The organism is Georgenia daeguensis (genome assembly GCF_039537705.1).
Lineage (GTDB): Bacteria > Actinomycetota > Actinomycetes > Actinomycetales > Actinomycetaceae > Georgenia > Georgenia daeguensis.
Genome location: NZ_BAABBA010000001.1, coordinates 161,756 through 184,872, shown reverse-complemented (window position 1 = coordinate 184,872; position 23,117 = coordinate 161,756). Strand labels below are relative to the sequence as shown.

The 23,117-nt window shown below is 74.3% G+C and carries 21 protein-coding genes; 9 read left to right on the top strand and 12 right to left on the bottom strand.

Features of this window, described 5'->3' with window-relative positions; translation table 11 throughout:
• Positions 1 to 9: 9 nt before the first annotated feature.
• A complete protein-coding gene (locus ABD774_RS00895; RefSeq protein ID WP_345036579.1) occupies positions 10 to 867 on the bottom strand; it encodes a variant leucine-rich repeat-containing protein in 858 nt (285 codons plus the stop codon).
• Positions 868 to 1,042: 175 nt separating this feature from the next.
• On the opposite strand from ABD774_RS00895, the gene ABD774_RS00890 reads away from it, so the two are divergent.
• Positions 1,043 to 1,678 carry a TetR/AcrR family transcriptional regulator gene (locus ABD774_RS00890; protein WP_345036577.1) on the top strand — a complete coding sequence of 212 codons (636 nt, stop codon included), beginning with the start codon at positions 1,043 to 1,045 and terminating at the stop codon, positions 1,676 to 1,678.
• Positions 1,679 to 1,685: 7 nt separating this feature from the next.
• Here ABD774_RS00890 and ABD774_RS00885 read toward each other — a convergent pair whose 3' ends face one another.
• Genes ABD774_RS00885 through ABD774_RS00860 form a run of 6 tightly spaced genes read right to left on the bottom strand, consistent with a single transcriptional unit; the run spans position 1,686 to position 7,246 of the window.
• On the bottom strand, positions 1,686 to 2,834 hold the full coding sequence (locus ABD774_RS00885) for a hypothetical protein (protein ID WP_345036575.1): 1,149 nt from the start codon (positions 2,832 to 2,834) through the stop codon (positions 1,686 to 1,688).
• Positions 2,831 to 3,859: a vWA domain-containing protein gene (locus ABD774_RS00880; protein WP_345036572.1), complete on the bottom strand. Its 1,029-nt coding sequence runs from the start codon at positions 3,857 to 3,859 to the stop codon at positions 2,831 to 2,833. Before ABD774_RS00880 ends, ABD774_RS00885 begins: the two co-directional genes overlap by 4 nt.
• Positions 3,856 to 4,869, bottom strand: coding sequence for a vWA domain-containing protein (locus ABD774_RS00875; RefSeq protein ID WP_345036570.1), 1,014 nt, complete (start codon positions 4,867 to 4,869; stop codon positions 3,856 to 3,858). The genes ABD774_RS00880 and ABD774_RS00875 overlap by 4 nt, the downstream gene beginning before the upstream one ends.
• Entirely contained in the window at positions 4,866 to 5,339 is a 474-nt protein-coding gene (locus tag ABD774_RS00870) for a hypothetical protein (protein ID WP_345036568.1), read from the bottom strand. Before ABD774_RS00870 ends, ABD774_RS00875 begins: the two co-directional genes overlap by 4 nt.
• The gene (locus ABD774_RS00865; RefSeq protein ID WP_345036566.1) at positions 5,323 to 6,216 is read right to left on the bottom strand and encodes a DUF58 domain-containing protein; all 894 of its coding nucleotides are present in this window, start codon (positions 6,214 to 6,216) and stop codon (positions 5,323 to 5,325) included. Before ABD774_RS00865 ends, ABD774_RS00870 begins: the two co-directional genes overlap by 17 nt.
• A gap of 19 nt (positions 6,217 to 6,235) precedes the next feature.
• The gene (locus ABD774_RS00860) at positions 6,236 to 7,246 is read right to left on the bottom strand and encodes an AAA family ATPase (RefSeq protein ID WP_345036564.1); all 1,011 of its coding nucleotides are present in this window, start codon (positions 7,244 to 7,246) and stop codon (positions 6,236 to 6,238) included.
• Positions 7,247 to 7,381: 135 nt separating this feature from the next.
• Here ABD774_RS00860 and ABD774_RS00855 point away from each other — a divergent pair, with 135 nt between their 5' ends.
• The 3 genes from ABD774_RS00855 to ABD774_RS00845 are packed head-to-tail and all read left to right on the top strand — an operon-like array spanning position 7,382 to position 11,988.
• Entirely contained in the window at positions 7,382 to 9,652 is a 2,271-nt protein-coding gene (locus ABD774_RS00855; protein WP_345036562.1) for a bifunctional copper resistance protein CopD/cytochrome c oxidase assembly protein, read from the top strand.
• Positions 9,653 to 9,712: 60 nt separating this feature from the next.
• Positions 9,713 to 10,873, top strand: coding sequence for a sensor histidine kinase (locus tag ABD774_RS00850; protein ID WP_345036560.1), 1,161 nt, complete (start codon positions 9,713 to 9,715; stop codon positions 10,871 to 10,873).
• On the top strand, positions 10,870 to 11,988 hold the full coding sequence (locus ABD774_RS00845; protein WP_345036558.1) for a hypothetical protein: 1,119 nt from the start codon (positions 10,870 to 10,872) through the stop codon (positions 11,986 to 11,988). The genes ABD774_RS00850 and ABD774_RS00845 overlap by 4 nt, the downstream gene beginning before the upstream one ends.
• Here ABD774_RS00845 and ABD774_RS00840 read toward each other — a convergent pair.
• On the bottom strand, positions 11,893 to 12,570 hold the full coding sequence (locus tag ABD774_RS00840; protein WP_345036555.1) for an LmeA family phospholipid-binding protein: 678 nt from the start codon (positions 12,568 to 12,570) through the stop codon (positions 11,893 to 11,895). The genes ABD774_RS00845 and ABD774_RS00840 overlap by 96 nt on opposite strands.
• Positions 12,571 to 12,692: 122 nt before the next feature.
• Here ABD774_RS00840 and ABD774_RS00835 point away from each other — a divergent pair, with 122 nt between their 5' ends.
• Together ABD774_RS00835 and ABD774_RS00830 are read left to right on the top strand one after the other, a co-directional pair.
• Positions 12,693 to 13,340 (top strand): response regulator transcription factor, encoded by a 648-nt coding sequence (locus ABD774_RS00835; protein ID WP_345036553.1) that lies wholly within the window; start codon positions 12,693 to 12,695, stop codon positions 13,338 to 13,340.
• An 84-nt stretch (positions 13,341 to 13,424) separates the two neighbouring features.
• Positions 13,425 to 15,128, top strand: a complete 1,704-nt coding sequence (locus ABD774_RS00830) for a variant leucine-rich repeat-containing protein (RefSeq protein WP_345036551.1) — start codon at positions 13,425 to 13,427, stop codon at positions 15,126 to 15,128.
• A gap of 44 nt (positions 15,129 to 15,172) precedes the next feature.
• On the opposite strand, the gene ABD774_RS00825 is transcribed toward ABD774_RS00830, so the two are convergent.
• Positions 15,173 to 16,039 (bottom strand): N-acetylmuramoyl-L-alanine amidase, encoded by an 867-nt coding sequence (locus ABD774_RS00825; RefSeq protein ID WP_345036548.1) that lies wholly within the window; start codon positions 16,037 to 16,039, stop codon positions 15,173 to 15,175.
• 82 nt (positions 16,040 to 16,121) lie between these two features.
• On the opposite strand from ABD774_RS00825, the gene ABD774_RS00820 reads away from it, so the two are divergent.
• Positions 16,122 to 18,212, top strand: coding sequence for a S9 family peptidase (locus ABD774_RS00820; protein WP_345036546.1), 2,091 nt, complete (start codon positions 16,122 to 16,124; stop codon positions 18,210 to 18,212).
• A 69-nt stretch (positions 18,213 to 18,281) separates the two neighbouring features.
• On the opposite strand, the gene ABD774_RS00815 is transcribed toward ABD774_RS00820, so the two are convergent.
• On the bottom strand, positions 18,282 to 18,431 hold the full coding sequence (locus tag ABD774_RS00815; RefSeq protein WP_345036544.1) for a hypothetical protein: 150 nt from the start codon (positions 18,429 to 18,431) through the stop codon (positions 18,282 to 18,284).
• A gap of 242 nt (positions 18,432 to 18,673) precedes the next feature.
• On the opposite strand from ABD774_RS00815, the gene ABD774_RS00810 reads away from it, so the two are divergent.
• Entirely contained in the window at positions 18,674 to 19,651 is a 978-nt protein-coding gene (locus tag ABD774_RS00810) for a helix-turn-helix domain-containing protein (protein WP_345036541.1), read from the top strand.
• A gap of 99 nt (positions 19,652 to 19,750) precedes the next feature.
• On the opposite strand, the gene ABD774_RS00805 is transcribed toward ABD774_RS00810, so the two are convergent.
• Together ABD774_RS00805 and ABD774_RS00800 are read right to left on the bottom strand one after the other, a co-directional pair.
• Entirely contained in the window at positions 19,751 to 20,920 is a 1,170-nt protein-coding gene (locus ABD774_RS00805; protein ID WP_345036539.1) for a lanthionine synthetase C family protein, read from the bottom strand.
• Positions 20,921 to 21,142: 222 nt separating this feature from the next.
• Entirely contained in the window at positions 21,143 to 21,967 is an 825-nt protein-coding gene (locus ABD774_RS00800; RefSeq protein ID WP_345036537.1) for a UbiA family prenyltransferase, read from the bottom strand.
• 48 nt (positions 21,968 to 22,015) lie between these two features.
• Here ABD774_RS00800 and ABD774_RS00795 point away from each other — a divergent pair, with 48 nt between their 5' ends.
• On the top strand, positions 22,016 to 23,116 hold the full coding sequence (locus ABD774_RS00795; RefSeq protein WP_425554425.1) for a type III polyketide synthase: 1,101 nt from the start codon (positions 22,016 to 22,018) through the stop codon (positions 23,114 to 23,116).
• The last annotated feature ends 1 nt before the right edge of the window (position 23,117 follow it).

Here is a 23,117-nt window from a genome sequence, read left to right as displayed (position 1 = left end):
GCCACACGGTCACATCAGCTCGGTGCAGTACTCGTCCGTCCCCGGGAAGCGCCCACCGCAGGAGCCGCCGAACTCCTCGTACTCGGACCCGAGGGGCGAGTCCATGTAGAGGTCGTCGCAGGCCTGCGCGTCGCCCGCCTCGCAGGCGTCCCACAGGGCGTCGAGCGCCGGGTCGTCGCCGTACGCGTCGCCTCCGAGGGTGGACAGCGCGACGATGCCGGCGACGACGAGCGCAATGACCACCACGGCCCCGGCGATGATCCACTTCACCGCCGACCCCGACCTGTTCGGCTGCGCGGTGGTCCAGGGGCCGGCCACCGGCCCGCCCGGCAAGCCGTACGCGGCCTGCTGGCCGTACCCGCCCGGCTGCTGGCCGTACGGCTGACCGTAGGCGCCGGGCTGCGGCTGACCGAAGGGCTGCTGACCGTAAGCGCCCGGCTGCTGGCCGTACGGCCGACCGGAGGCGCCGGGCTGCGGCTGACCGAAGGGCTGATGAGCGAAGGGCTGCTGGGCGTCCCCCGGCTGCTGGCCGTAGCCGCTCGCGAACGTGCTGGGCTGGCCGTACGCCACCTGCGGCCCGGCGTCAGGCTGCTGCCACCGATCCGCCTCGCCAGGGCCACCTGCCACGTCGCCGCTCCCCTCCGAGGGCCCGGCGAAGGAGTGGTCGCCCGCTCGACGACGCAGCGCCGCGTCCACCGCGACGTCGCCGAGCCCGCCCAGCCACTGCGCGACAGGCTCCGGCGTCGACGGGTTCGCCGCCACCAGGGCACGCAGCTCGGGACGGTGCTCGGCGATCTGCGCGAGGACCTCGGGGGCGGTCGCCGGGCTGCTCGCGTCGTAGGCGGAGTAATGGTCGGGGGCGGTCATGCGATTCCTTTTTTCGGGCGGTCCTGATCGGAGATTAGGGCATGACGGGCGACGCGCGGGAAAGGCGGGCCTCCCGGGTCCTGTGACGACAGGCTGACAGGTCGTTCACGACAGTCCCGGTGACTTCTTCACGACGATTCGTACATCTTCGTCAGCAAGTGGCATGATCTGTCCCATGCCCAAGATCATCGGCGGCTCCCTCGCGGAGCACCGCGAGCGCACCCGCGCGGCGCTCTTCGCAGCGCTGTCGGAACTCATGACCGAGCGCGGTTTCGACGCCATCTCGCTCGCGGACATCGCGGGGCGGGCCGGCGTGGGCCGTACGGCCGTCTACAACCACTTCCCCGACAAGGAGTCTCTGCTCCTGGCCTTCATCGAGCACGAGACGTCGTCCTACGTCCGCTCGCTCGAGTCCTCGCTCGGTGAGGTCGCCGAACCGGTGGAGCAGCTGCGCGTCTACGTCCGCCAGCAGCTGGCCCTCGCCCCGTCCTACCACTTCGCCCCCGGGCCGGACCTGCGTGAGGTGGTCTCCCACGGGGCGGCCCGCGACCTGCGCGCGCACGTCCGTCAGGTCGAGAGCCTGCTGCGCAACATCCTCACCCGCGCGATCGAGGCCGGGGCCATCCCGGCCCAGGACCTCGACGCCGTCGTGCCGCTCGTGCACGCCTGCCTGAGCGGGCGCCGCGGACCGCAGGAGGAGCCGGGCCGCTCGGCGTTCATCGCCGCGACCGAGGAGTTCGTGCTGCGCGCTGTGGGCGCCACGGTCGCTGGTCCTGCCGCGCTACGGTCGGCCGAGGCCGAGGTCGCGTGACCTCGGCTCACCAGTTCTGACCGCCGCCGAACCCGCCGCCCTCCTGCTGCTCCTGCTCCTGGCGGTCGCGCTCTGCCTCCCGGTTGCGCTCTTCCAGCTCCCGCTGCTTGGGGTCGGTGGGCTCCTGGGTTCCCTCACCGCCGCCGGACGGCGCATCCTCCTCGCCTGAGTCCTGGCCGCCCTGCGGGTCGTCCTGCCCCTGACCGCCCTGCTGGTCCTGGGGGTCGCCGCTCCGGCCGCCCTCGGCGTCCTGCTGGGACTGATCGGCCTTCTGCCGCTGGCGCTGCTCGGTCTCATCGGGGGTACTGCCGCCAGGCTGCTGGTTCGGGTCCTGGCTGGGCTGCTGGCTCTGGTCGTCGCCGGGCTGCTGACCCGGTTGCTGGCTGGGGTTCTGGCCCGGTTGCTGACTCGGGTCCTCGCCCGGCGTCTGCGAGGGGTTCTCGCCGGGGTTCTGCGTCTCACCCTGGCTCGGCTGGTCGGAGGGCTGGTCGGACGGCTGGTCGGACGGCTGGTCGGACGGCTGGTCGGAGGGCTGGTCGGACGGCTGGTGCGAGGGGTCCTCCTCGCTGGGATCCTGCGACGGGTCCTGGGACGGCTCCTCGGACTCGGACTCCCCGTCCGAGGTGCACGGGCCGATCATGTCCATCGCCTCGTTGTAGTGCACGACGGCCATGGCGGGGTCGCCCGCCTCCTGCGCGTCGTCGCCCATCGCCTCCAGGGCCAGGGAGAGGTTGGTGCGGACGCGGCACTCCGGGGTCGTGGGATCCGGGTTGCCGTCGCGGTCCGTTGTGCCCGGCGGCACGAGCCGGTGCGCCTCGCGCAGATCCTCCACCGCCCGGAAGTTCTCCTCCGCCCGGAAGTCGGCGGTCCCGCTGTTGAACCAGGCCTTCCAGGGTTCGACCACCTTCGAGGTGAACGGCTCCTGGTAGGAGTACCGGTCCGCTGCCGTGGCGTAGCGGCCGTCATCGTAGGCGGCGCGGGCGTGGAGGTTCCCGAAGGTGACGCCGAGCAGGAGGCTGCCCGCCAGGAGCAGGACCAGGACGAGCGGGGAGGACACCGCCAGCATCCGCCGCCGCAGTCTCAGGTGCTCCGGCAGGGGCGGGCGCGGCCTGCTCCGGCCGCTGGCGAGCCACGGCCCACGCTGCTGGCTGCTCATGCGGCCACCTCCCGCAGTCGTCGCCAGCGTGCGGCCAGCTCGAACGCCTCCCAGGCCGTGAGCACCGCGAGGAGGGTCGCCGCCGGCCAGTACACGTCCCGGTAGGTGTCGATCTCGCGGCGGCCGTCGGCGGCGATCTCCTCGACGTCGATGCCGGCGACGAGCTCGTCCACGGGGCCGGGCTCGATGCGGTGGACGTACTCCACGCCGAGGTCCTCGGCCAGGCGGCGCAGGTTCGTCTCGTCGATGCGGGAGACCGCCGGCGGGGAGCCGGGCTGGGTCTCGTCGGTGATCCAGGGCGCGTCGGTGCCCGGACCGGAGGCGTCGGTGCCGTCGTAGGAGCGCATCTGACCGCCCTGCGCGGTGCCGTAGCCGAGCACCGCGCCGCCGTCGACGAGCGGGGCGAGGTGGGCGTAGGCGCCCTCCTGCGGCGCGGTGGAGGAGTTGTCGCCGTCGGTGTTCTCGCCGTCGGAGAGGAAGAAGACCAGCCGCACGTTGGCCGGGTTGCGCTCCGCGGCCGCCTCGAGGGTCTGGGTGAGCGTGGCCGCGGGACGGTCGATCGTCGAGCCGGCCGAGTACCAGGTGATCTCCTGGCGCAGCGTCTCCGTCCAGGAGCGGACGGCCCGCGAGTCGGTGGTCAGCGGGAGCTGGCGCGTGGCCTGGGAGTCGAACCCGATGACGGAGTACCGAGCGCCGGGCAGGGACTCCATGACGGCGACGACGTCGTGACGCACGCCCTCCAGCCGGGCCTGGCCGCCGTCGTAGTCCTCCGCCGCCATCGACCCGGTCCGGTCGACGACGAAGAACACCTCGGCGTTCGTCTCCACGGTCTCGGTCTCGGCGGGCACCGCGGGGGCGAGCCCGATGGCCAGGGTCGCCAGGACCATGCCCGTCCGGCGCAGCCAGGCCCGCTCGGTGCCGTCCTGGGTGCGCCGCGCGCGCCACCACGCCAGCACGCACAGCGCCAGCATCGGGCCCACGACGATGACGAGCGCCCACACGGGCCAGACCATCCGGAGGATCATGTGCGCACCCTCCAGACCACAAGGAGGAAGGCCGCGAGACCGGCGACCAGCCAGCCGTACCAGCGGTCCGGGCGGTCGGTAACGACCAGCTGGGGGTCGGCGTCGAGGTCGACCGCCTGCTGCGCCTCGATGTCCTCGATGATGCCGGCCACCGCGGCCGGGTCGTCGGCCTCCAGGAACAGGCCGCCGTGGCCGGTGATGACCTCCTGCATCTCGGCCTTCGCGCGGGCCGAGTCCGCGTCGGTGAGGGAGGCGTACATGCCGTGGACGGTGATGTCCCGCTCGGCCGCGAAGCTCGCCGCCTCCGGCAGGGTGTAGATGGGCGTGCCGAGCACGAGGTTGTCGGTGGCGAGGATGATCGTGCGCGAGCGCTCGGTGTCGGAGGCGTCGAACGCGAGCGCGCAGGTGGCCAGGCCGTCCCCCACCAGCGAGGAGGACTCGTTGTCGAGGGAGACGGTGCCGACGAGGAAGTTCTCCAGGTTCTCCAGCGCCTCCTGGTCGTACACCCAGGCGTCGAGGTCGAAGTCCAGGGCCGTGGCCGCCGCGTCGAGCTCCTCCTTCACGAGGGCGTAGTCGTCGGTGAGCGGGAAGACGGTGCGGGAGGTGTTGTTCCAGACGCTCAGCGCGATCCGCTCGCCCTCGAAGGACTCCACCATCTCGGAGAACTTCTGCACGATCTCGGTGTCCAGCTCGATCATGGAGCCCGAGGCGTCCAGGCAGAGCACGATGTCGCGGGTGGCGAGGACCTCCGAGCGCACGTCACGGTCCACCGGGCGCGCGGTGAGGGACGCCGTCGCCAACGAGGTCAGTGCCAGGGCCGCGGCGCCGAGCGCCAGGCCGCCGCGCAGCACGCGCATCCGGCGGCGGTAGCTGGTCAGGGACCGCAGGTACCCCGAGTTCGCCACCCAGGTCACGGCGCCCGCCCGCCGCTCCGGCCGATGCAGGAACCAGCCCGCGGCGGCGGCGGCGGCGATGACCACCAGGACGACGGGCACGAGCCAGGGCGTCACCACTGGGCGATCACCTCCTTGGCGTGCTGGGCGGACTCGGCCGCCTCGGCGTCGGAGCGGGCGGCGAAGCTGGGCTCCTCCCACTGGGCGAGGAGGCCGCCGATCCGGCGCGTGGGGTCGTAGCCGGCGACGTCGCCGCGCGTCCAGGCGCGCACGTCCGTGCCGATCCGCTCGGACGCGAACTCGCGCATGGTCCGGGACAGCTCCAGGTGCAGCTCCCGCAGGTCGTACTCACCCTCGCGGTAGCGCCCGTGGTGCTCGTCCACCTCGGCGGCGAAGCGCTGGCGGAGGTTGTTGCTCATCGCCACCGGGGCGCGCCGCCGTCGGGCCCGCTCCGCCACCCGGGCGGGGTCGGTCCAGCGGTGGACGAAGACGTACCAGGCGGCGACGAGCAGCAGGAGGAGCACCCCGAGGGCGGGCACCCACCAGGTGTAGGCCTCCGGCGGCAGCAGGTCAGCGTCGGGCGACACGGCGCTGCCTCCCCAGCAGGTCGATGAGGCGGTCCACCAGGTCGTCCTCGCCGGCCACCGTCACGGCCTCGATGCCGCGACGGCGCAGCACGGCCCGGACCTCGCCCTTGCGCGCCTCGACGGCGGCGAGCGCCTCCTCGTGGAGCTTCTGGTCGTCCCGGAGGAACGCCGGGAGCGGGGCGGCGCCGTCGACGTCCGCCGTCGGCCCGACCCCCGGCGCGGTGGGCAGCGCGTCCGCGACGGCGATGACCATCACCTCGTGCCGGGTGCGCAGCCGGCGCAGGGCGTCCTCGTGCTCGGGGCCGGGCCGCGCCTCGTCCGTGATGAGCACGACGAGGGAGCGCCGGGTGAACCAGGTCAGCACCCGGTCCAGGACGCGGCCGAGGTCCGACGGCGGGGCGTCGAGGCTGAGGGCCCGCTCGATGGTGCGCAGCAGCATCTCGAGGTGCGCGGTGCCGCCGCGGCCGGGCAGCTGGACCATTCGTTCCGCGTCCCCGGCGACGAGCGCGACGAGGTCGCCGCGGGCGCGCGCCAGGTAGGCCACGACGTCGGCGGCGAACATCGCGACCGCCGACTTGGGCTCGCCCGAGGGCGCGGTGGCCGCCATGTTCCGGCCCGTGTCGACGGCGAGCACCATCGCCAGGTTCGACTCGCGCACGAACCGCCGGATGATCGGGTGACCGGCGCGGGCGGAGGACTTCCAGTCGATGTCCCCGATGTCGTCGCCCGGGCGGTACTCCACCTGGTCGTCGAAGTCCTGCCCGTGGCCGGAGAAGACCGACCGGTGGCGCCCCTCCAGCATGCCCGCGGCGCGGCGGACCGTGGGCAGGTCCAGCCGGGCGCGGACCTTCGCGAGGCGGGAGGTGGTGGAGGACATCCGGCGGGTCCCGGGTTTCTCAGGGGGTGGGGACGGTGGCGAAGACGGCGTCGACCAGCGACTCCGGGGCGACGTTGTTGGCCAGCGCGTCGTACGTGCGCACGAGCCGGTGGCGCAGCACCGGGTGACGCAACTTCTTGACGTCGTCTGGCACCACGTAGGTGCGGCCCTCCTGGAGGGCGACGGCCTGCGCCACGCGCATGAGGGCGATGCCACCGCGCGGCGAGGCGCCCACGCGCACGTGCTGGTGGAAGTTGGGCAGCGGGCGCGGGCCACCGCCGCGCGTGGTGTTGATGAGCGCCACGATGTACTGCTTGATCGACAGGTCGACGTAGACCCGGCCCGCCAGCCCCTGGAGGAAGTGGACGTCGTCGAGGGTGATCGGTTCGTGGTCGATCGGCTCGTCGAAGGCGCCCGCCGAGGTCAGCTCGAGGATCTCGACCTCCTCGTTCGGGGTCGGGTAGGTGAGCACCTCCTTCATGAGGAAGCGGTCCATCTGCGCCTCGGGAAGGACGTAGGTGCCCTCCTCCTCGATGGGGTTCTGCGTGGCCAGCACCATGAACGGCCTGGGGAGCGGGTAGACCTCGCCGCCGATGGAGGTCTGCTTCTCCTGCATCGCCTCGAGCATCGCCGACTGGGTCTTGGCGGAGGAGCGGTTGATCTCGTCCAGCAGGACGAAGTTGGCGTGCACGGGCCCGAGCTGGGTGGAGAAGTCGTTGGTGGCGTAGTTGAAGATCTGCGTGCCCACGATGTCGTTGGGCATGAGGTCCGGGGTGCACTGGATCCGGTGGAACGTGCCGGAGACGGCGCCCGCGAGAGTCTGGGCGGCGGTGGTCTTGGCCAGGCCGGGCACGGACTCGAGCAGCACGTGGCCGCCCGCCAGCAGCGTGGAGATCAGCGCCACCCGCAGGCCGTCCTGACCCACGACGCGCTCGCCGAAGATGGCAGAGACCCGCGCGACGAGGCGCGTGGCACGCTCCGTCTCCGACTCGGTGATCACCTGGTGCTGTCGCACCGCCGACTCGCTCATCCCGCCCCCATTTTGTCCCGGTACGCGGTCGAGCGTATGGCACCGGACCCACACCCCGTGAGCAGGTCCACACGCCCCGCGTGAGACCCGTCACCGGACGTGAGTGGCGCAGCAGGCGACGCCTACCCTGGACAGGTGCTTGACACGACCACCAGAACCGTCCCCGACCGCACCTGGGCGTGGGCGCTGGGCGCCCTGCCCGCCGCCCTCCTGGCGGTGGTCGCGGGGCTGGTGGTCACCGGCGCGGCGGCCCCGTCCCCGCTGTTCGACCCGGGCCCGTTGGTGCGCTGGGGGCTGCCGGCCGTCACCGTGCTGAGCCACGCCGGCGCGGCGATCACCGTGGGCGCGTTCGCGCTGTGCGCGCTGGTGCTGCCCGCACCGCCGAGCGCCACGCCGCCGGGGCGGGGCGCCCGCGGGGCCGGGGACTCGGGCCCGCGTGCCGCCCGGCCCTCCCGGGCGACGCCCGGCGACGGTCGGGCCTGGTCCAGGTCGGCCCGCGTGGGCGCCGTCGCGTCCGTGGTCTGGGCGCTGGCGCAGCTGGCCCACGTGATCCTGACGTACGCGTCCGTCGTCGGCACGCTCGGCGGCCCGGACTTCGGGGCGCAGCTCCTGCAGTTCGTCACCGAGATCGAGCTGGGCCGCAACCTCATGTGGGCCACGGTCATCACCGCGCTGGTGGCGCTGCTCGCCGCCGGGGTCGCCGGCTACGCCTCCGCCGCCTGGGCCGGCGTGCTCGCGCTCGTCGCGCTGGTCCCCACGGCCCTGACCGGCCACGCCGCCGGCGCCGCCAGCCATGAGATCGCCGTGTCCTCGTGGTGGATGCACGTGGCCGCGGTGTGCGTCTGGGCGGGCGGGCTCGCCGTCCTGTGCGTCGTGGCGGCCCGGCTGGGCCGGGACCTGGCGGACGCGGCCGAGCGCTACTCCGCCCTCGCCCTGTGGTGCTTCGTGATCGTGGCGTACTCCGGGGTGGTCAACTCGGCCATCCGGCTGGGCTCCCCGTCCGACCTCCTCACCCATCCCTACGGCCGGCTGCTGCTCCTGAAGATCGTGCTCACCGCGGCGCTGGGCCTCGCCGGCTGGGCGCACCGCCGGGCCACCATCCCGGCCCTGCGCGCCGGCGCCGACGGCGGCCCCCGCCCCGGCGCGGCGTTCTGGCGGCTGGCGGGCGGCGAGGTGCTGCTCATGGGCGTGGTCATCGGCGTCGCCGTCGCGCTGGGCTCGTCCGCACCCCCCGTCCCGCAGGAGCCCGTCACCGACGCCAGCCCCGCCTACCTGCTGACCGGTAACCCCGTGCCGCCCTTCCCGACGGCGCTGACCTACCTCACGCAGTGGCGCCTCGAGCCGCTGCTCGCCCTCGCCGCGGTCACCGCGGTCCTGGTCTACCTCCGCTGGGCGGTCCGGCTGCGCCGCCGCGGCGACAGCTGGTCCGCCGCCCGCACCGTCGCGTGGGTCGCCGGGCTGGTCCTGTTCGTCTGGGTGACGAACGGCGGACCGACGGTCTACGGCTCCGTCCTCTTCAGCGCGCACATGCTCGAGCACATGCTGCTGGCGATGGTGGTGCCGGTGTTCGTCGTGCTCGGGGCGCCGGTCACGCTGGCGGTCCGGGCGCTGCCGCACCGCCGGGACGGCTCACGCGGCCCGCGCGAGTGGCTGCTGGCCCTCGTGCACTCGCGGTGGGCCGGGTTCTTCTCCCACCCCGTGGTGGCGGGCGTGAACTTCGCCGGCTCGCTCGTGGTGTTCTACTACACGCCCCTGTTCGAGCTGGCGCTGACCACCCACGTGGGCCACATCCTGATGGTCGTCCACTTCACGCTCGCCGGGTACCTCTTCGCCAACGCCCTCGTCGGCATCGACCCCGGCCCCTCGCGGCCGTCCTACCCCCTGCGGCTGCTCCTGCTGCTGGCCACGATGGGATTCCACGCGTTCTTCGGGATCTCGATCATCTCCCAGACCTCGCTGCTCGCCGCGGACTACTTCGGCTGGCTCGGCCTCCCGTGGGGCGTGGACGCCCTCGCGGACCAGGAGAAGGGCGGCGCCATCACCTGGGGCATCGGCGAGCTGCCCACGCTGGCGCTCGCCATCGGCGTCGCTGTCGCCTGGGCGCAGGACGACACCCGCGTCGCACGCCGCTCGGACCGCGCGGCCGACCGGGACGACGACGCCGAGCTGCGCGCCTACAACGCCATGCTCGCCGCCATGGCCGCGCAGGACGCCCGGCCTGCCGGCCCGGCGGCCGGCGGTGCCGCCGACGGCGGTGCGACCGGCGGTGCGGCCCGCGGCGGTGCGACCCACGGCGGAGCGACCGAGAGCGGTGCGACCGACGGCGGTGGGCGCCACAGCGGTACGACCGACGGCGTCGAACGCGCCGACCGCAGCGAGCAGGCGAGACCCGCCCCGGAGTCCTGACCTCCACCTCTTCCCGGGCGGACTGTTCCCGTACGGGACGCTTGCCCTTACCCTGCGGGCATGAGGACCGAGCCGGACCACGGGCACCGGCACCTGGTCCACGTGGTCGCCGGCCTCGTCGGGATCGGCGGGCTCGCGTTCTCGCTCACCGTGGTCCACCTGCCGGGGACCCATCGCGAGGGCCTGGAGCCCTGGTGGGCCGCGACGGCGGCCATCCTCGTCGGCGGGCTGGTGGTCCTCGCAGCGCTCGGCCCCCTCAGCCGGGTGCCGGCTGGCGTGGTGCAGACGGTGGCCGGCGCCTGGGCCCTGCTCTTTCTCGCGGTGGTCGCGAGCGTCCCCCTGCTCGGCAGCGGCTCGGCGGGCGAGCAGACGCAGTGGATCTCGGGCTTCATCGGCGCGGCCGTGTCCGCCGCCGCGCTCGCCTGGCGGGCGCGGACGTCGGTGGCCTACCTGCTCGTGCTGTGCACGCTGTGGGGGGTGGCCCGGTGGTGGGACACCGGCCGGCGCCTTCCGCTGCTCGCCGTGCAGGACGGGGTGTACGCCGTCACGTCGGGGCTGATCGTGATGTCCGTCGTCTGGCTGGTGCTCCGCGCCGCCCGGGCGGTCGACGCCGCTGCGGCGGCGGACGCGGAGCACGCCGTCTCCGAGGCCCGCTCGCAGTCCCGGGACGCCGAGCGCCACCGGCTGGCCGCCATCGTCCACGACGGCGTCCTCGCCGCCCTCCTCGCCGGGTCGTCCGGGACCGCCCCGCCCGCCGCCGTCGCCCTGGAGGCGCGCCGGGCCCTCGACGACCTCGACGAGCTGCGCCAGCCCAGCACTGCCAGCGGGGAGGTGGAGGCCGGTGACCTGGTGCTGCGGCTCCGGCTCCGCGCCGCCGTGATCGGCGACGGCGCCGCGGTCCGGGCCGACGTCGAGCCCACACGGATCCCCGAGCTCGTCGCCGTGAAGCTCGTGGCCGCCGCGGCCGAGGCGCTGCGCAACAGCGTGCGCCACGCCGGGCCGGGCGCCACCCGCACGGTGACCGTGACGGTGCGGCCCGGGCGGGCCGAGGTCCGGGTCCGCGACGACGGCGCCGGGTTCGACCCCGCGTCGGTCCCCGCCGCACGCCTCGGTGTGCGCGGGAGCATCGAGGGCCGCATGTCGCGGCTGCCCGGCGGGTACGCCGAGGTGCGCTCCACGCCCGGCGCCGGGACGGAGGTGGTCGTGGGATGGCGGGCATGAGCGCGGCGGAGGAGATGGCAGCGGACCTCCGGCTCGCAGGCCCGCTGGGCTGGACGGTGGTGCTCAGCTACGTCGCCTGCAACGTCTTCCTCGTCGCCACCACGTCGGCGGACCGCGGTTCGTTGTGGCCGCACGTCGCCGGGCTCGCGATCTTCGCGGCCGCGGCGGCGGCCGCCGGGCTCGCGCCGCGCCGCCGGCTCACGCGCCCCGTCACGGCCGTCCTCGCCGTCGTGCCCGGGCTGCTGGCGCTGCTGGTGTCCTGGGACCTGCCCACCGACCGGTTCCCCGGCTACTCGGCGTGGCACCTCGGGGCGGGCACCTTCGTCCTGTTCTTCCTCGCCACCCGCGGCCATCTCGTCTCCGCCTGGTGCGGGATGGCGGGCCTGGTCGCGGTCACGCTCGCCTGGGTCGGCACGACCGGTCAGGACTGGCGGGGGCTGCCGGACCTGCTGCTGACCCACCTGAGCCTGCTGGGCGTCGGCACGATCACGGGCGTGGTCCTGCACCGGGCCGCCCGGCAGATCAACGCCGTCGCGGCACGCGCCCGCTCCCGCCGGACGGCCCACGCGGCACGCCTCGCCGAGGCCGCCGAGCGGCACCGCCGCCTGGCCTGGCTCGAGCAGAACGTGCGCCCGGCGCTGGAGCGGCTGGCCGAGGGCCACGTCCCGGGCCCCGAGGAGCGCGTGCGGCTCGCGGTGCTCGAGGCCGAGGTGCGCGACCGGCTCCGCGGCGGCGCGCTCGACGTCCCTGGGGTCGTCGCCGCCGTGCGCGCGGCCCGGCTGCGTGGGGTGGCCGTGGAGGTCATGGACGACGGCGCGCTGTCCGGCGTGCCCGATGCCGCGGCCGTGCTGGCCCCGATCCCGGGCCTTCTCGACGGCGTGACCGCCGGGCGGGTGGTGATCCGTATCCTGCCCCCGGGCCGGGCTGCGGTGGCCTCGGTCGTCGTCGAGACGGCGGAGGGGACCCGCCGCTCGACGATCGGTCCCGACGGCGCGGTGGACTCCCCGGATACGCCGTCGTCACGGGGCGGCGAGCACCACGTCCTCGCCCGTCAGCGACAGTCGCAGCCCGCCGTCGGCCGGGACGACGTCGACGAGCTGCAGCCCGAGCGGTAGGTCTGGCACGTCGAGCTGGAGCTCGAGCAGGTCCTCGCCCACCAGGGGTGCGAGGTCGTCCGTGTCGAGCTCGGCGCCACCCAGCCGCACCGACGTCACGCGCACGCTGATGCCGCCGTCGGCCACCTCGGGCGCGGCGACGAGCGCGAGGTCGAGCCCGAGCACCTCGGTGGACAGGTGCACGCCGTCCGCGGCGGAGGCGACCGTCACGCCGTCCACCTCCTCGTCCACGAGCTGCTGCAGCTCCTCGTCGGGCAGCGTCCCGTCGAGGTCGAGCCGGCCGGCGGTCGCGGGCTCCTCGACGGTCACGCCCCGGGCGTGCGCCGTGACGTCGAGCAGCCGGACACCCTCCGTGGCCACCGCGTCCGCCCGGGCCCGCACGCTGTCGAGCTCGCCGGCCGCGAGCTGGGTGAGGAAGGGGAAGCCCTCCACGGTGACGTCCGGCGCGCCGTCGACCTCCACCGCCGCGGCGAGCTCGTCCGCCACCCGGTCCTCGGCGCTCGCGCGCAGCAGTCGGTCGATCAGCAGGGCCGCCGCCACCAGGACGACGGCGGCGACGAGCAGGGCGAGGAGACGACGCATGCGGCCAACGTAGGTCACCCATCGGTTTGATCCGCCCGGCATGTGGGCTTTCCGGCCCGAAACACTGCACCCCTCTCCCGTCTTCTGCGACCATGGCGGCCCTGGGGGAAGGAGGACGCGACGTGACAGTGCGTGTGGGAATCGTGGACGATCACGAGTCCGTGGTGCTCGGTCTCGGCGTGGCGCTGGGCCAGCATGCCGCGGTGGAGGTGGTCGGGTCCGCGAACACCGTGGACGGGCTCCTGGCACTCGGTCGGCCGATCGACGTCGCCGTGCTGGACCTCCGCCTCGGCGATGGCTCTGACCCCGGCGAGAACGTCCGCGCCCTGCGGGCCGCGGGCATCAAGGTGCTCGTCTTCACCGCCGGGGACGACCCGCACGCCATCCGGCGCGCCGCCGGCGCGGGGGCGGTGGGCGTCCTGCAGAAGGCGGCCCCGGTGGAGACGCTGACCACCGCGGTGCTCGCCGCCACCAACGACGAGACGGTCCCGTCCGCCACGTGGGCGGCGGCGATCGACGGCGACCCGGACCTCAACTCCGCCGCCCTGTCCCCGCGCGAGGCCGAGGTGCTGGCGCTGTACGCCGCCGGAGAGAAGACCGTGCGGGTGGCTCACACCCTCGGGATCAGCGAGCACACCGTCATCGAGCACCTGCGCTCCATCCGCGCCAAGTACGCCCGCGACGGCCGGGAGGCGCCCACCAAGGTGGATCTGTACCGCAGGGCCGTCGAGGACGGCTTCCTGCCCGCCCCGCGCCGCCGGGAGCGATAGCCGCCGGACCACCGCCCGGACCGCCCGCAGCGCCTTGACGTGCGCGTTCTGTGTAGGGTCGGGTCGGATCGCGGAGGTGACTACATGGACGGCGAGAACGATCTGAGGCGCCAGGCTGCCGACCCCGGCACGCCTCTGACCACCCTGCAGCAGCTCGCGCAGCACCACCCGGAGCTGCGCGCGACCATCGCCGAGAACCCCTCGACCTACCCCGCGCTGCTGGACTGGCTGGGCCGGCTGCGCATGCCCGACGTCGACGCCGCCCTGGCCCGCCGGGCCGCCGGCTCCTCCGCCCCTGCGTTTCCTGCCCCTTCGGGGGCGCCCGTCGTGCCGTCGGTCGAGCCGCAGGAGCCGGAGATCGACACCTCCCCCACCGTCGTCGTGCCGCGGGTGACCGACGCGCGCCCGGCCGGACCTGCCGGCGTGGACGTGCCCACGTCCGCCGTCGTCGAGGAGCCGACGGCGGAACGCCCCGCCGCGGCCGAGCCCGCGGCCACCGACGCCGGGCAGCCCACCCAGGCGATACCCGCCGTCCCCGCGGCCGTCGAGGGCGGCGAACCCACCCAGGCGATGCCAGCCGTCCCCGCGGCCGCCAACGCCGGGCAGCCCACCCAGGCGATGCCCGCCGTCCCCGCGCAGGTGCAGCCCGAGCCCGGCCCCCACGACCGCGTGTCCTTCGACCCCGAGGCCACCGCCGTCTACACCGACCCGGACGTCACCGCGCGGGACGAAGGGGAACCCCCGACGTTCGCGCCGACGCAGCCGGTGGAGCGACCCGCTGTCGCCGAACCGACGGACTCCCCCACCGAGGCGATGCCTCGAGTCATTCCGGCCTGGACGCCCGCCCGGGCCGGCCGGCCCGAGAGCACCCCGCAGGGGCGCGCCGCCGACCGCGCTGTCCCGGTCCGCGACCGCAGCCGCGACAGGGACCGCGGCACGGGCGCGCCGGCCGCCGCCCCGGTCGAGGAGCGCGGCCGGCGCTCGTGGCTCCCGCTGGCGATCCTCGCCGCGGTGGCCCTGGCCCTGGTGCTTCTGGTCGTGTGGCAGCTCTCCGGCGGCGAGGACGAGGAGCGTCCGACCCCGGCCGCCACCACGGGCGAGGCTCAGCCCACGGCCTCGGCGAGCCCCACCCCCACCGCCACCGCCACCGACGGCGGTCAGGCCGCCCGGGACGCCCTGGTCGCCCTGCCAGGGGCCTCGACGTGCAACGACCCGGCGGCCGACGCCGGGACCTTCGCCGCCTTCGCGAGCTCCGCGGCGCCCGACGGCGCCTGGGCCGACCCGGCCTCGGGCGACCTGGTGATGACCACGCTGGACCAGCTGCAGGACTCCTGCGACAACGTCTACGCCGTCTCGGTGGCCTCGGCCATCACCGGTGATGACGCCGCCCCCGAGGCCCTGCGCACCACGGTGACCGAGGCGGGCACCGGGTGGGTCGACCTCGCCCGCGCCGCGCCGCCCGGCGCGCAGGAGCGCAGCAGCTTCGCGTCGCCGTCGCAGAACATCGCGTGCGACCTGGGCGACTCCGCCCGCTGCACGATCGGTGACTACGACTTCGCCGCGCCGGAGGGCTGCTCCGGCCCGACCACCCTGGCGGTGGGCCGCGACGGCGAGGCCGCCACCGACTGCGGTCAGCCCGCGGCCGCCGGCAACGGGGTGCTGGAGTACGGCCAGTCCGCGACGGCGGGCTTCTTCGCCTGCACGAGCGAGCAGAGCGGGATGACGTGCTGGTCCACACTCACGGGCCGTGGGTTCGCCGTCGCCCGCGCCGGCTTCCAGACGTTCTGACCGTCGCTGGCTCGCTGCGAGTGGTTGGCACGCCCTGACCGCAGCTAGCGAGCCGCCGCCCAGGTGCGCAGGCCGGCGGCGATCGCCTCGGCGTAGCGCTGGCGGCCCTCCTCGCTCTCGACGAGCGCGGCCTCCTCGGCGTTGCGCATCTCCGCGAGCTCGAGGATGACGGCGGGGCGCTCGGCCCAGTTCAACGTGCCGAGGTCGGCCCGCTCGCTCAGCGCCTCGGGGTAGGACCCGGAGGGCGTGAACCCGCCGTCGGCCAGCGCGGCGAGCAGGTGCGCGGCGAGGTCGCGCGAGGGCTCGCCCTGCGCGTCGTTGAGGGGCGGCGCGGAGACGATCGCGAAGTAGCCCTTCGCCTTGGTGTTCTCCGACCCGTTCGCGTGGATGGACACGAGCACGTCGGCGTCGACGTCGCCCGGGGTGCTGCCGCGCACGTCCACGCAGGGGCCGACGCTCTCGTCGTCCTGGCGCGTGAGCGTGACCTCGGCGCCGTCCGCCTCCAGCAGCTCCCGTGTCCGGCGGGCGACGTCCCACGTGAAGGCGTGCTCCGTGTACCCGCCGGAGGTCGAAGTGCCCACGGTGTTGCAGGCCTTTCTCCCGCCCCGGCCGTCACCCACGAGCGCGTTGACCTCGGCCGTGGCCTCGCCGTTGCCCCCGTTGTGGCCCGGGTCGAGCACGACGTGCACGCCCTGCAGCGGCTCTGCGTCGGGGCTCGCCGGCGTCGAGGGTGGCGGCGCCGCCGTCGGCGCCGGCTCCGCCGTCGGGCCCTCCGACGGCGATGCGGAGGGGCCCCCCGGCAACGGGCCCGAGCCAAGCAGCAGCCCGCCGACAGCCACGGCGAGGAGCAGGACGACGCCCAGGACGCGCAGCATCCGCACGGCGCGGGCGGGGCGAGTGGGCTCGGGCATGCGGCCCATCCTGACACCGGCGCGCCGCGGGTGCGGGCCGGGGCTCCTCCCGGACCGCCACCGTCCGTGATGGGATGGGCCCGTGACGGACACCACACCTCCCGCGACGCCCTTCCACGACCTCGACGCCTACGTCGCGCTGCCGCGCCTCGGGTCGCTCGCCCTGTCCCCGGACGGCACCCGCCTGGTCACCGGGGTCAGCACCCTCGACGACGACGGCACCCGCTACGTCACCGCCCTGTGGGAGCTCGACCCGGCCGGGCAGCGGCCCGCCCGGCGCCTGACCCGGGGGACGAAGGGCGAGTCGCAGGCGCGTTTCACGCCAGCCGGGGACCTCCTCTTCGTCGCCGCTCGGCCGGACGGCTCCGACGATAACGACGACGTCGCCGCCCTGTGGACGCTGCCCGCCGGCGGCGGCGAGGCGCACGTCCTGGCGCGCCACCCGGGCGGGGTCGAGGGTGCGCGGCCGGCCGAGACCGGCACGACGGTCGTCGTGGCGGCCTCGGCGCTGCCCCGCGCGGGCGACCTGGCGGAGGAGGAACGGCTGCGCAAGGAGCGCAAGGAGAAGAAGGTCTCCGCGATCCTCCACGCCGGGTACCCGGTGCGGTACTGGGACCACGACCTCGGCCCGGCCGCGCCCAAGCTCTACGCGATGACGCTCGGCGACGGCGGCGCCGTCGTCTCGGCCGACGCCGCCGCGGCCGAGGAGGAGCCTCTCGAGCTGCGTGACCTGACCCCGGACGCGCGCACCCACCTCGTCGAGGCGAGCCACGACGTCGCCCCCGACGGGTCGTTCCTCGTCACCGAGTGGGTCGTGCCCGAGGGACGCGGGTCGCAGCGCACGGACCTGGTCCGCATCGATCTCGCCACCGGCGAGCGGGTGACGCTCCTCGCGGCGGACGAGGCCGTCGAGTACTCCGCCCCGCGCATCAGCCCGGACGGGCTCTCGCTGGCGTACGTCCACGAGGAGCGCTCCACGACGGACCGCGCCCCGCGGCCGACGCTGCGGGTGCTCGACCTCGCCTCGGGCGAGAGCCGGCCGCTGGGCGCGGACTGGGACCGCTGGCCCGGCGAGGTGCGGTGGCTGCCCGACGGCACCGGCCTGCTCATGACCGCCGACGACGACGGCCGTGCGCCGGTCTTCCACGTCGACGCCCGGAGCGGGGCCGTGACCCGGCTGACCGGGGACGGGGCGTTCTCCGACCTGGTCGTGGCCTCCGACGGGGCGAGCGCCTACGCGCTGCGCGCCTCCTACGCCCACCCGGCAGAGGTCGTCCGCCTCGACCTGGCCTCCCCGCCCGACGGCGCAGCGGAGGTGAGCGCGCTGCGTGGCCCCGTCCCGCGGCCGGAGCTGCCGGGAACGCTCAGGGAGGTCGAGACGACGACCGCGGAGGGCGTGCGGGTGCGCTCCTGGCTGGCGCTGCCGCACGGGGCGTCCGCGCAGGCACCGGCGCCGCTGCTGCTGTGGATCCACGGCGGCCCGCTGGGCTCGTGGAACTCCTGGAGCTGGCGGTGGAACCCCTGGCTGATGGTCGCGCGGGGGTACGCGGTGCTGCTGCCCGACCCGGCCCTGTCCACGGGGTACGGGCAGGAGATGATCCAGCGCGGCTGGGGCAGGTGGGGCATGGAGCCGTTCACCGACCTCATGGCCGCGACGGACGCGGCCGTGGCGCTGCCGGAGATCGACGCGTCGCGGACGGCGGCGATGGGCGGCTCGTTCGGTGGCTACATGGCCAACTGGGTGGCCGGGCACACGGACCGGTTCCGCGCGATCGTCACCCACGCGAGCCTGTGGGCGCTCGACAGCTTCGGCCCCACGACGGACGCCTCCTACTACTGGGCCCGGGAGATGAGCCCCGAGATGCAGGGGGTGAACTCGCCGCACCGGTACGTGGCAGAGATCCGCACGCCGATGCTGGTGATCCACGGGGACAAGGACTACCGCGTCCCCGTCGGGGAGGGCCTTCGCCTCTGGTACGAGCTGCTCTCAGCGTCTGGTCTCCCGCAGGCCGAGGACGGCTCGACGGCGCACCGGTTCCTCTACTTCCCGGACGAGAACCACTGGGTGCTCACGCCGCAGCACGCGAAGATCTGGTACGAGGTGGTGCTGGGGTTCCTGGCCGAGCACGTGCTCGGCCAGGAACCTGGCGAACTCCCGGAACTGCTCGGGTGACCGAGCCGTCGCCGGGGCAGCGCCAAAGGGCGGTGCACCGTCAGACGCACCGCCCCGACCGCTGAGTCGTTACTTGTACGACTTCTCGGGCCAGCAGAACGTGCAGGCGGTCGACACCTTGTCGCCGCCGTCCTTTGGTGCCGCGGTGGCGGGCACCGCGGCAGCCGTCACGGTCAGCCCCACCGCGAGCACCGCGCTCGCCACAATCTTCCGAACCATGGTCGCCACCTCCTGATACGTTCGATGCCCGTTTGGCCATCTGCATCGATAATCGCCCGAGCGAGACCTAAAACAACCGGGATAGGCGTGCGCACTTCCTGCCATGGCAGCAAGTGCCAGTTGCCTGTTCAAATGAGTTGCGCGTGCCGTCCGGTAACGGTCGACTGGCTGTCGTCGTGGCGAGTCGTCGCCCACAGCGGTCGGCGATTAGCATCGGCACAGGTCCGAGACATGGGAGATAGATGTTCGAGCCGCTGGGGCTGAGCGCGGACGCCGTCGCGGCGTACCGCGTGCTTCTGGCGAACCCCGACATGTCACCTGACCAGCTTGCCGGCCATCTCTCCCGGGACGACCGCGAGGTCACTGAGATCCTGGGGCTGCTCGAGGAAAAGGGGTTCGTCCGGCGCTCCCACTCGGACCCGACGAATCTGCGGACGGAGTCGCCGCAGGTGGCTTTCGAGCGACTTGTGGGGCAGCACGAGATCGAGCTGCATCGCAAGCAGGAAGAGCTCAGCCAGGTCCGGTCCGGCGCAGCCGCCCTGGTGGACGAGTACCACCGGACCATCCAGAACGCGCGGCATGGTGAGTTCGAACGCCTCATCGGGACTGACCACATCGTTTCCCGCCTCCTGGAGCTGGGGCAGAACGTCGAGTCCTCGGTCGATTCGATCGTGACGAAGGCACCTCTCTCCCACGTGCTCAACCAGGCGAAGTCCGACGATGCCCTCGCCCTCGCGCGAGGTGTGCGCCTGCGGACGCTCTATCCGGCCGCGGCCCGCCATGACGATGGTGTTGTCGAGTACGCGGAGTGGTTCCGAGAGCTGGGCGGCCAGATCCGAACGGCGATCGCGTTGCCAGTTCGGGTGCTCATCTACGACGAGAAGATCGCGGTCGTCACCTCGGACCCCCAGGATTTCTCCAGGGGTGCAGTCGTGCTCAACACCCCAGGCGCCATCGCGGCCCTGCAGGCCCTCTTCGAGCTGCTGTGGGACTCGGGAGCCGACCTCCCCGCACGGCCGGCGAGCGAGAACGCGCTCCGCGCGGAGGAACGCGAGCTCCTCCAGCTGCTGTCGCGCGGGCTCAAGGACGAGGCGATCTCCCGCTCCCTGGGCATCTCCATCCGCACGGTCCGGCGCATGATCAACGTGCTCAGCAACCGGGTGGATGCCACGAGCCGCTTCGAGCTCGGCGCCCGCGCCGTTGAGCGGGGCTGGCTGTAGCCCGAAGATCTGTAGCCCGGAAATGACTCGGGGCCGCGCGTGCCCTGGACGCGCGACCCCGAAGCTCGAGGGGCTCACTGACTGAGCCGGTCGGTCACCTCACCAGAAGAACGGCACCCGACGGTCGCCCGAACCGAGCAGACCGGCCAGCGCCACGAGGTGCCCGGCCGCGCCGGTGCCCGTGTCGACAGTCACCTGGTTGGTGAGGTGGAGGTGCCGGCGCCCGCCGCACAGGTCGAGGCGTCCGAGGTGGAGGTGGACGAGCGCCACCCGCTCGTGCGCGGGCGTCCAGGGCTCAGAGTGCATGGTCTGGTACGCGAGCAGGGCCCCGGCGCGCGCCCGGAACAGGGCGGGCAGGTGCTCGAGGCGACGCCCGGAGAGCATGGCCGCCGACCGGTGGATCTCGTGGAGCCACGGCACGTCGAGGTGCTTGACCGCCTCGTGCAGCACCATGACGATGCCGTCCGTCCCGGTCCACACCGAGGAGTCCTCGGTGGTCGTGGACCAGCGGCGCCCGTCCGGGCCGAGGCCCAGGGCCGTCAGGTCCCGCTGGAGCGACCGCTCCACACCCACCAGCAGCGACTCGTCCTCCGTCAGCCCGTACAGGTGAAGGAGGTACAGCGCCGTTCCGGAGCCGCCGTGGAGCAGTCCCGGGCCCTCCGACCACGGGTCCTCGACGGCGAGGCGGTCCAGCAGCTCCGCGCCGATGGCGGCGGCGCGGGCGATCAGCGCCTCGACGTCGCGCACGGGAGCGCGCTCCAGCAGAGCCAGTCCGATGCCCGGAAGGCCGTCGGCGAGCCGGGTCCCGAGCTCCACGAGCGGCACCTGCTCGACCTGCCCCCACAGGCGAGCCGCCGCGTCCGTGCGCCCGAGCCGGTCGAGCGCCAGGGCGATCCCGCTGGCGCCGTCGAAGAGTCCGGGTCCAAGGCCGTCCGTCTCCTCGACCGCCCGCACCAGCCAGTCGACGAGCTCGTCGGGCACCTCGACCACCTCGGCGAGCGACCACAGAACGCCGGCCGCACCGTACCCGAAGGACACCGGGCCGGCGGCACCCCCAGGGCCGCCGGCCATCAGTGCCACGCTGTCCGGGAAGAGACGGTCCTGCCGCTCCGGCGTCGCCGTCGCGAGAATCGCCTGCCCGACCTCCGCGAGGAGGCCCGGGTAGTCGGTCGACTCGAGCGCGGACAGGTCCACCGCACCGCGGGCCGCCATGTCCACCAGCACCCGAGCAGGCACGGCGCCCCCCAGCGCCTCGCGTGCCGGACGCACGGCAGTCATCGCATGGACAGCCGTTCGCGCTTCGAACGGCAGCAGCATCGACGCCTCAGACATGACACCCCCCGGACTTTTCCCGGTCCCAGCGCACCCACCATGGGCACACTCAAGACGGTAGTCGGGCGCGCGCCCCGTCCACGACCTCCCAGCGGGTGCACTCTCTGCCATGGCAACAACGTGCCAACTCCGCAACTTCTGCGGCGGCGCCGCAGGTCATCACGCCCGGACCAGCAGCACGACCACGTCCACGACCGCGATGACCAGCGCGGCCCGGAAGGGTGCGCGGCCGCCGCGGAGGATGGCCCCGACGGCGAGGCCCGCGGCGGCCGCCAGCAGCACCCAGGCCCACGGACCCGTGCGTCCGGCCGGGGCGAGAAGGGCGACGGCGGAGCCGGCGGTCAGTGCCGCGACGGCGAGGATCCCGGTGGCCCGCGCGCCCAGGCGGTGCGGCAGGCCCCGCACCCCGGTCGCGGCGTCGTCGGCAAGGTCGGGAAGGACGTTCACCAGGTGCGCGCCGAGCCCGAGCAAGGCCCCGACGGCGACCATCCAGGCCGGCGGTCGGGCGGGCGGGTCGAGCGCCAGCCAGACCACGGCGGGCAGAGACCCGAAGGCGACGACGTAGGGCAGCCACGACAGCACCGTCCGCTTGAGCCACAGGTTGTACGCCCAGCCCGAGCCGACCAGCAGCACCAGGTGCGTCAGGCCGGCGGCCACCCCGAGCAGGGCCGAGGCGACCACGCACGCCACCGAGGCCGCGAGCAGGGCGCCGCGCAGCACGGGCACGGGCAGCTCGCCCGTCGCGACGGGCTTGTCGGCCCGGCCCACGGCGCGGTCGCGTGCGGCGTCCACGAGGTCGTTCGACCACCCGATCGTCAGCTGCCCCGCGAGCACCGCGAGCGCGACCAGCACCACGCCCCCCGGCGCGTGGCCGGCGACGACGGCGGCGAGCGTCGCGAGCACCGTGACCGCCGCCGTCGGGGCCGGGTGGCAGGCGCGCACCAGAGCGCCGGCACGGGCGGGCACGAGGGGACGAGGCGGCACCCGACGAGCGTAGGACCCGGCGGCCCGCCCAGGGCAGCATCGGATCGGGTGCCGTGCCCGCGGAGGAGAACGTACGCTCGCCGGATGACGCACCTCGTCGGCGTGGAGGCCGTGCTCCCGCAGCACCGGTACGGCCAGCGGGAGGTCACCGACGCCCTCGTCGGCGTGCTCCGTGCAGACCGGCGGACGGAGCTCCTGCTGCGGCGCATCCACGCCAGCGCCGGCGTCGACCACCGCCACCTCGTCCTTCCCCTCGACCGCTACGGCGCGCTCTCCGACTTCGGCGACGCCAACGACGAGTTCATCGCGGGCGCGGTCGAGCTGGGCGCGGCCGCCGTGGCGGGTGCGCTGGAGCGGGCCGGCCTGACGCCCCAGGAGGTCGACGTCTTCGTCTCCACCACGGTCACGGGCCTCGCCGTGCCCTCGCTGGAGGCCCGGATCGCCGCCCTGCTCGGGATGCGGGAGGACGTGGTGCGGGTCCCGCTCCTGGGCCTGGGCTGCATGGCCGGAGCGGCCGGCACGGCGCGCCTGCACGATCTCCTCGCCGGCAGGCCTGGCGGCGTGGGTGTCCTCGTCGCCGCCGAGCTGTGCTCGCTGACGGTCCAGCCCGGTGACGACTCGACGGCGAACCTCGTCGCCTCCGGCCTCTTCGGCGACGGCGCCGCCGCCGTCGTCGCGGTCGGGCCGGACCACCCGTCGGCCGGGGCGCCCGGCTCCCCCGCCGTGGTGGCGAGCCGCAGCCGCACCTACCCCGGCACCGAGGCCACCATGGGCTGGGACGTGCGATCCACCGGCCTGCGGATCGTGCTGGGCGTGGAGGTGCCCGAGCTCGTGCGCGACCACGTGGGCCGCGACGTCGCTGCGTTCCTCGCCGAGCACGGGCTCGAGGTGGACGACGTCGGGTGGTGGGTGTGTCACCCGGGCGGACCCAAGGTGATCGCCTCGATGGTCGACGCCATCGGGCTCGAGCCGGAGGACCTCGCCCTGACCACCGAGTCGCTGCGCGCCGTCGGCAACCTCTCCTCGGCGTCGGTGCTGCACATCCTGCGGGACACCCTCGACCGGCGGCCCCCCGAGCCCGGCTCGCACGGGCTCATGATGGCGATGGGGCCCGGGTTCAGCCTCGAGCTCGTGCTGCTGAGGGCCTGAG

Bases quoted from the DNA above. Each gene is read 5' to 3' on its own strand.
- ABD774_RS00895 (WP_345036579.1), bottom strand. From the start codon at position 867: ATGACCGCCCCCGACCATTACTCCGCCTACGACGCGAGCAGCCCGGCG.
- ABD774_RS00890 (WP_345036577.1), top strand. From the start codon at position 1,043: ATGCCCAAGATCATCGGCGGCTCCCTCGCGGAGCACCGCGAGCGCACC.
- ABD774_RS00885 (WP_345036575.1), bottom strand. From the start codon at position 2,834: ATGAGCAGCCAGCAGCGTGGGCCGTGGCTCGCCAGCGGCCGGAGCAGG.
- ABD774_RS00880 (WP_345036572.1), bottom strand. From the start codon at position 3,859: ATGATCCTCCGGATGGTCTGGCCCGTGTGGGCGCTCGTCATCGTCGTG.
- ABD774_RS00865 (WP_345036566.1), bottom strand. From the start codon at position 6,216: ATGTCCTCCACCACCTCCCGCCTCGCGAAGGTCCGCGCCCGGCTGGAC.
- ABD774_RS00860 (WP_345036564.1), bottom strand. From the start codon at position 7,246: ATGAGCGAGTCGGCGGTGCGACAGCACCAGGTGATCACCGAGTCGGAG.
- ABD774_RS00850 (WP_345036560.1), top strand. From the start codon at position 9,713: ATGAGGACCGAGCCGGACCACGGGCACCGGCACCTGGTCCACGTGGTC.
- ABD774_RS00845 (WP_345036558.1), top strand. From the start codon at position 10,870: ATGAGCGCGGCGGAGGAGATGGCAGCGGACCTCCGGCTCGCAGGCCCG.
- ABD774_RS00840 (WP_345036555.1), bottom strand. From the start codon at position 12,570: ATGCGTCGTCTCCTCGCCCTGCTCGTCGCCGCCGTCGTCCTGGTGGCG.
- ABD774_RS00830 (WP_345036551.1), top strand. From the start codon at position 13,425: ATGGACGGCGAGAACGATCTGAGGCGCCAGGCTGCCGACCCCGGCACG.
- ABD774_RS00825 (WP_345036548.1), bottom strand. From the start codon at position 16,039: ATGCCCGAGCCCACTCGCCCCGCCCGCGCCGTGCGGATGCTGCGCGTC.
- ABD774_RS00815 (WP_345036544.1), bottom strand. From the start codon at position 18,431: ATGGTTCGGAAGATTGTGGCGAGCGCGGTGCTCGCGGTGGGGCTGACC.
- ABD774_RS00810 (WP_345036541.1), top strand. From the start codon at position 18,674: ATGTTCGAGCCGCTGGGGCTGAGCGCGGACGCCGTCGCGGCGTACCGC.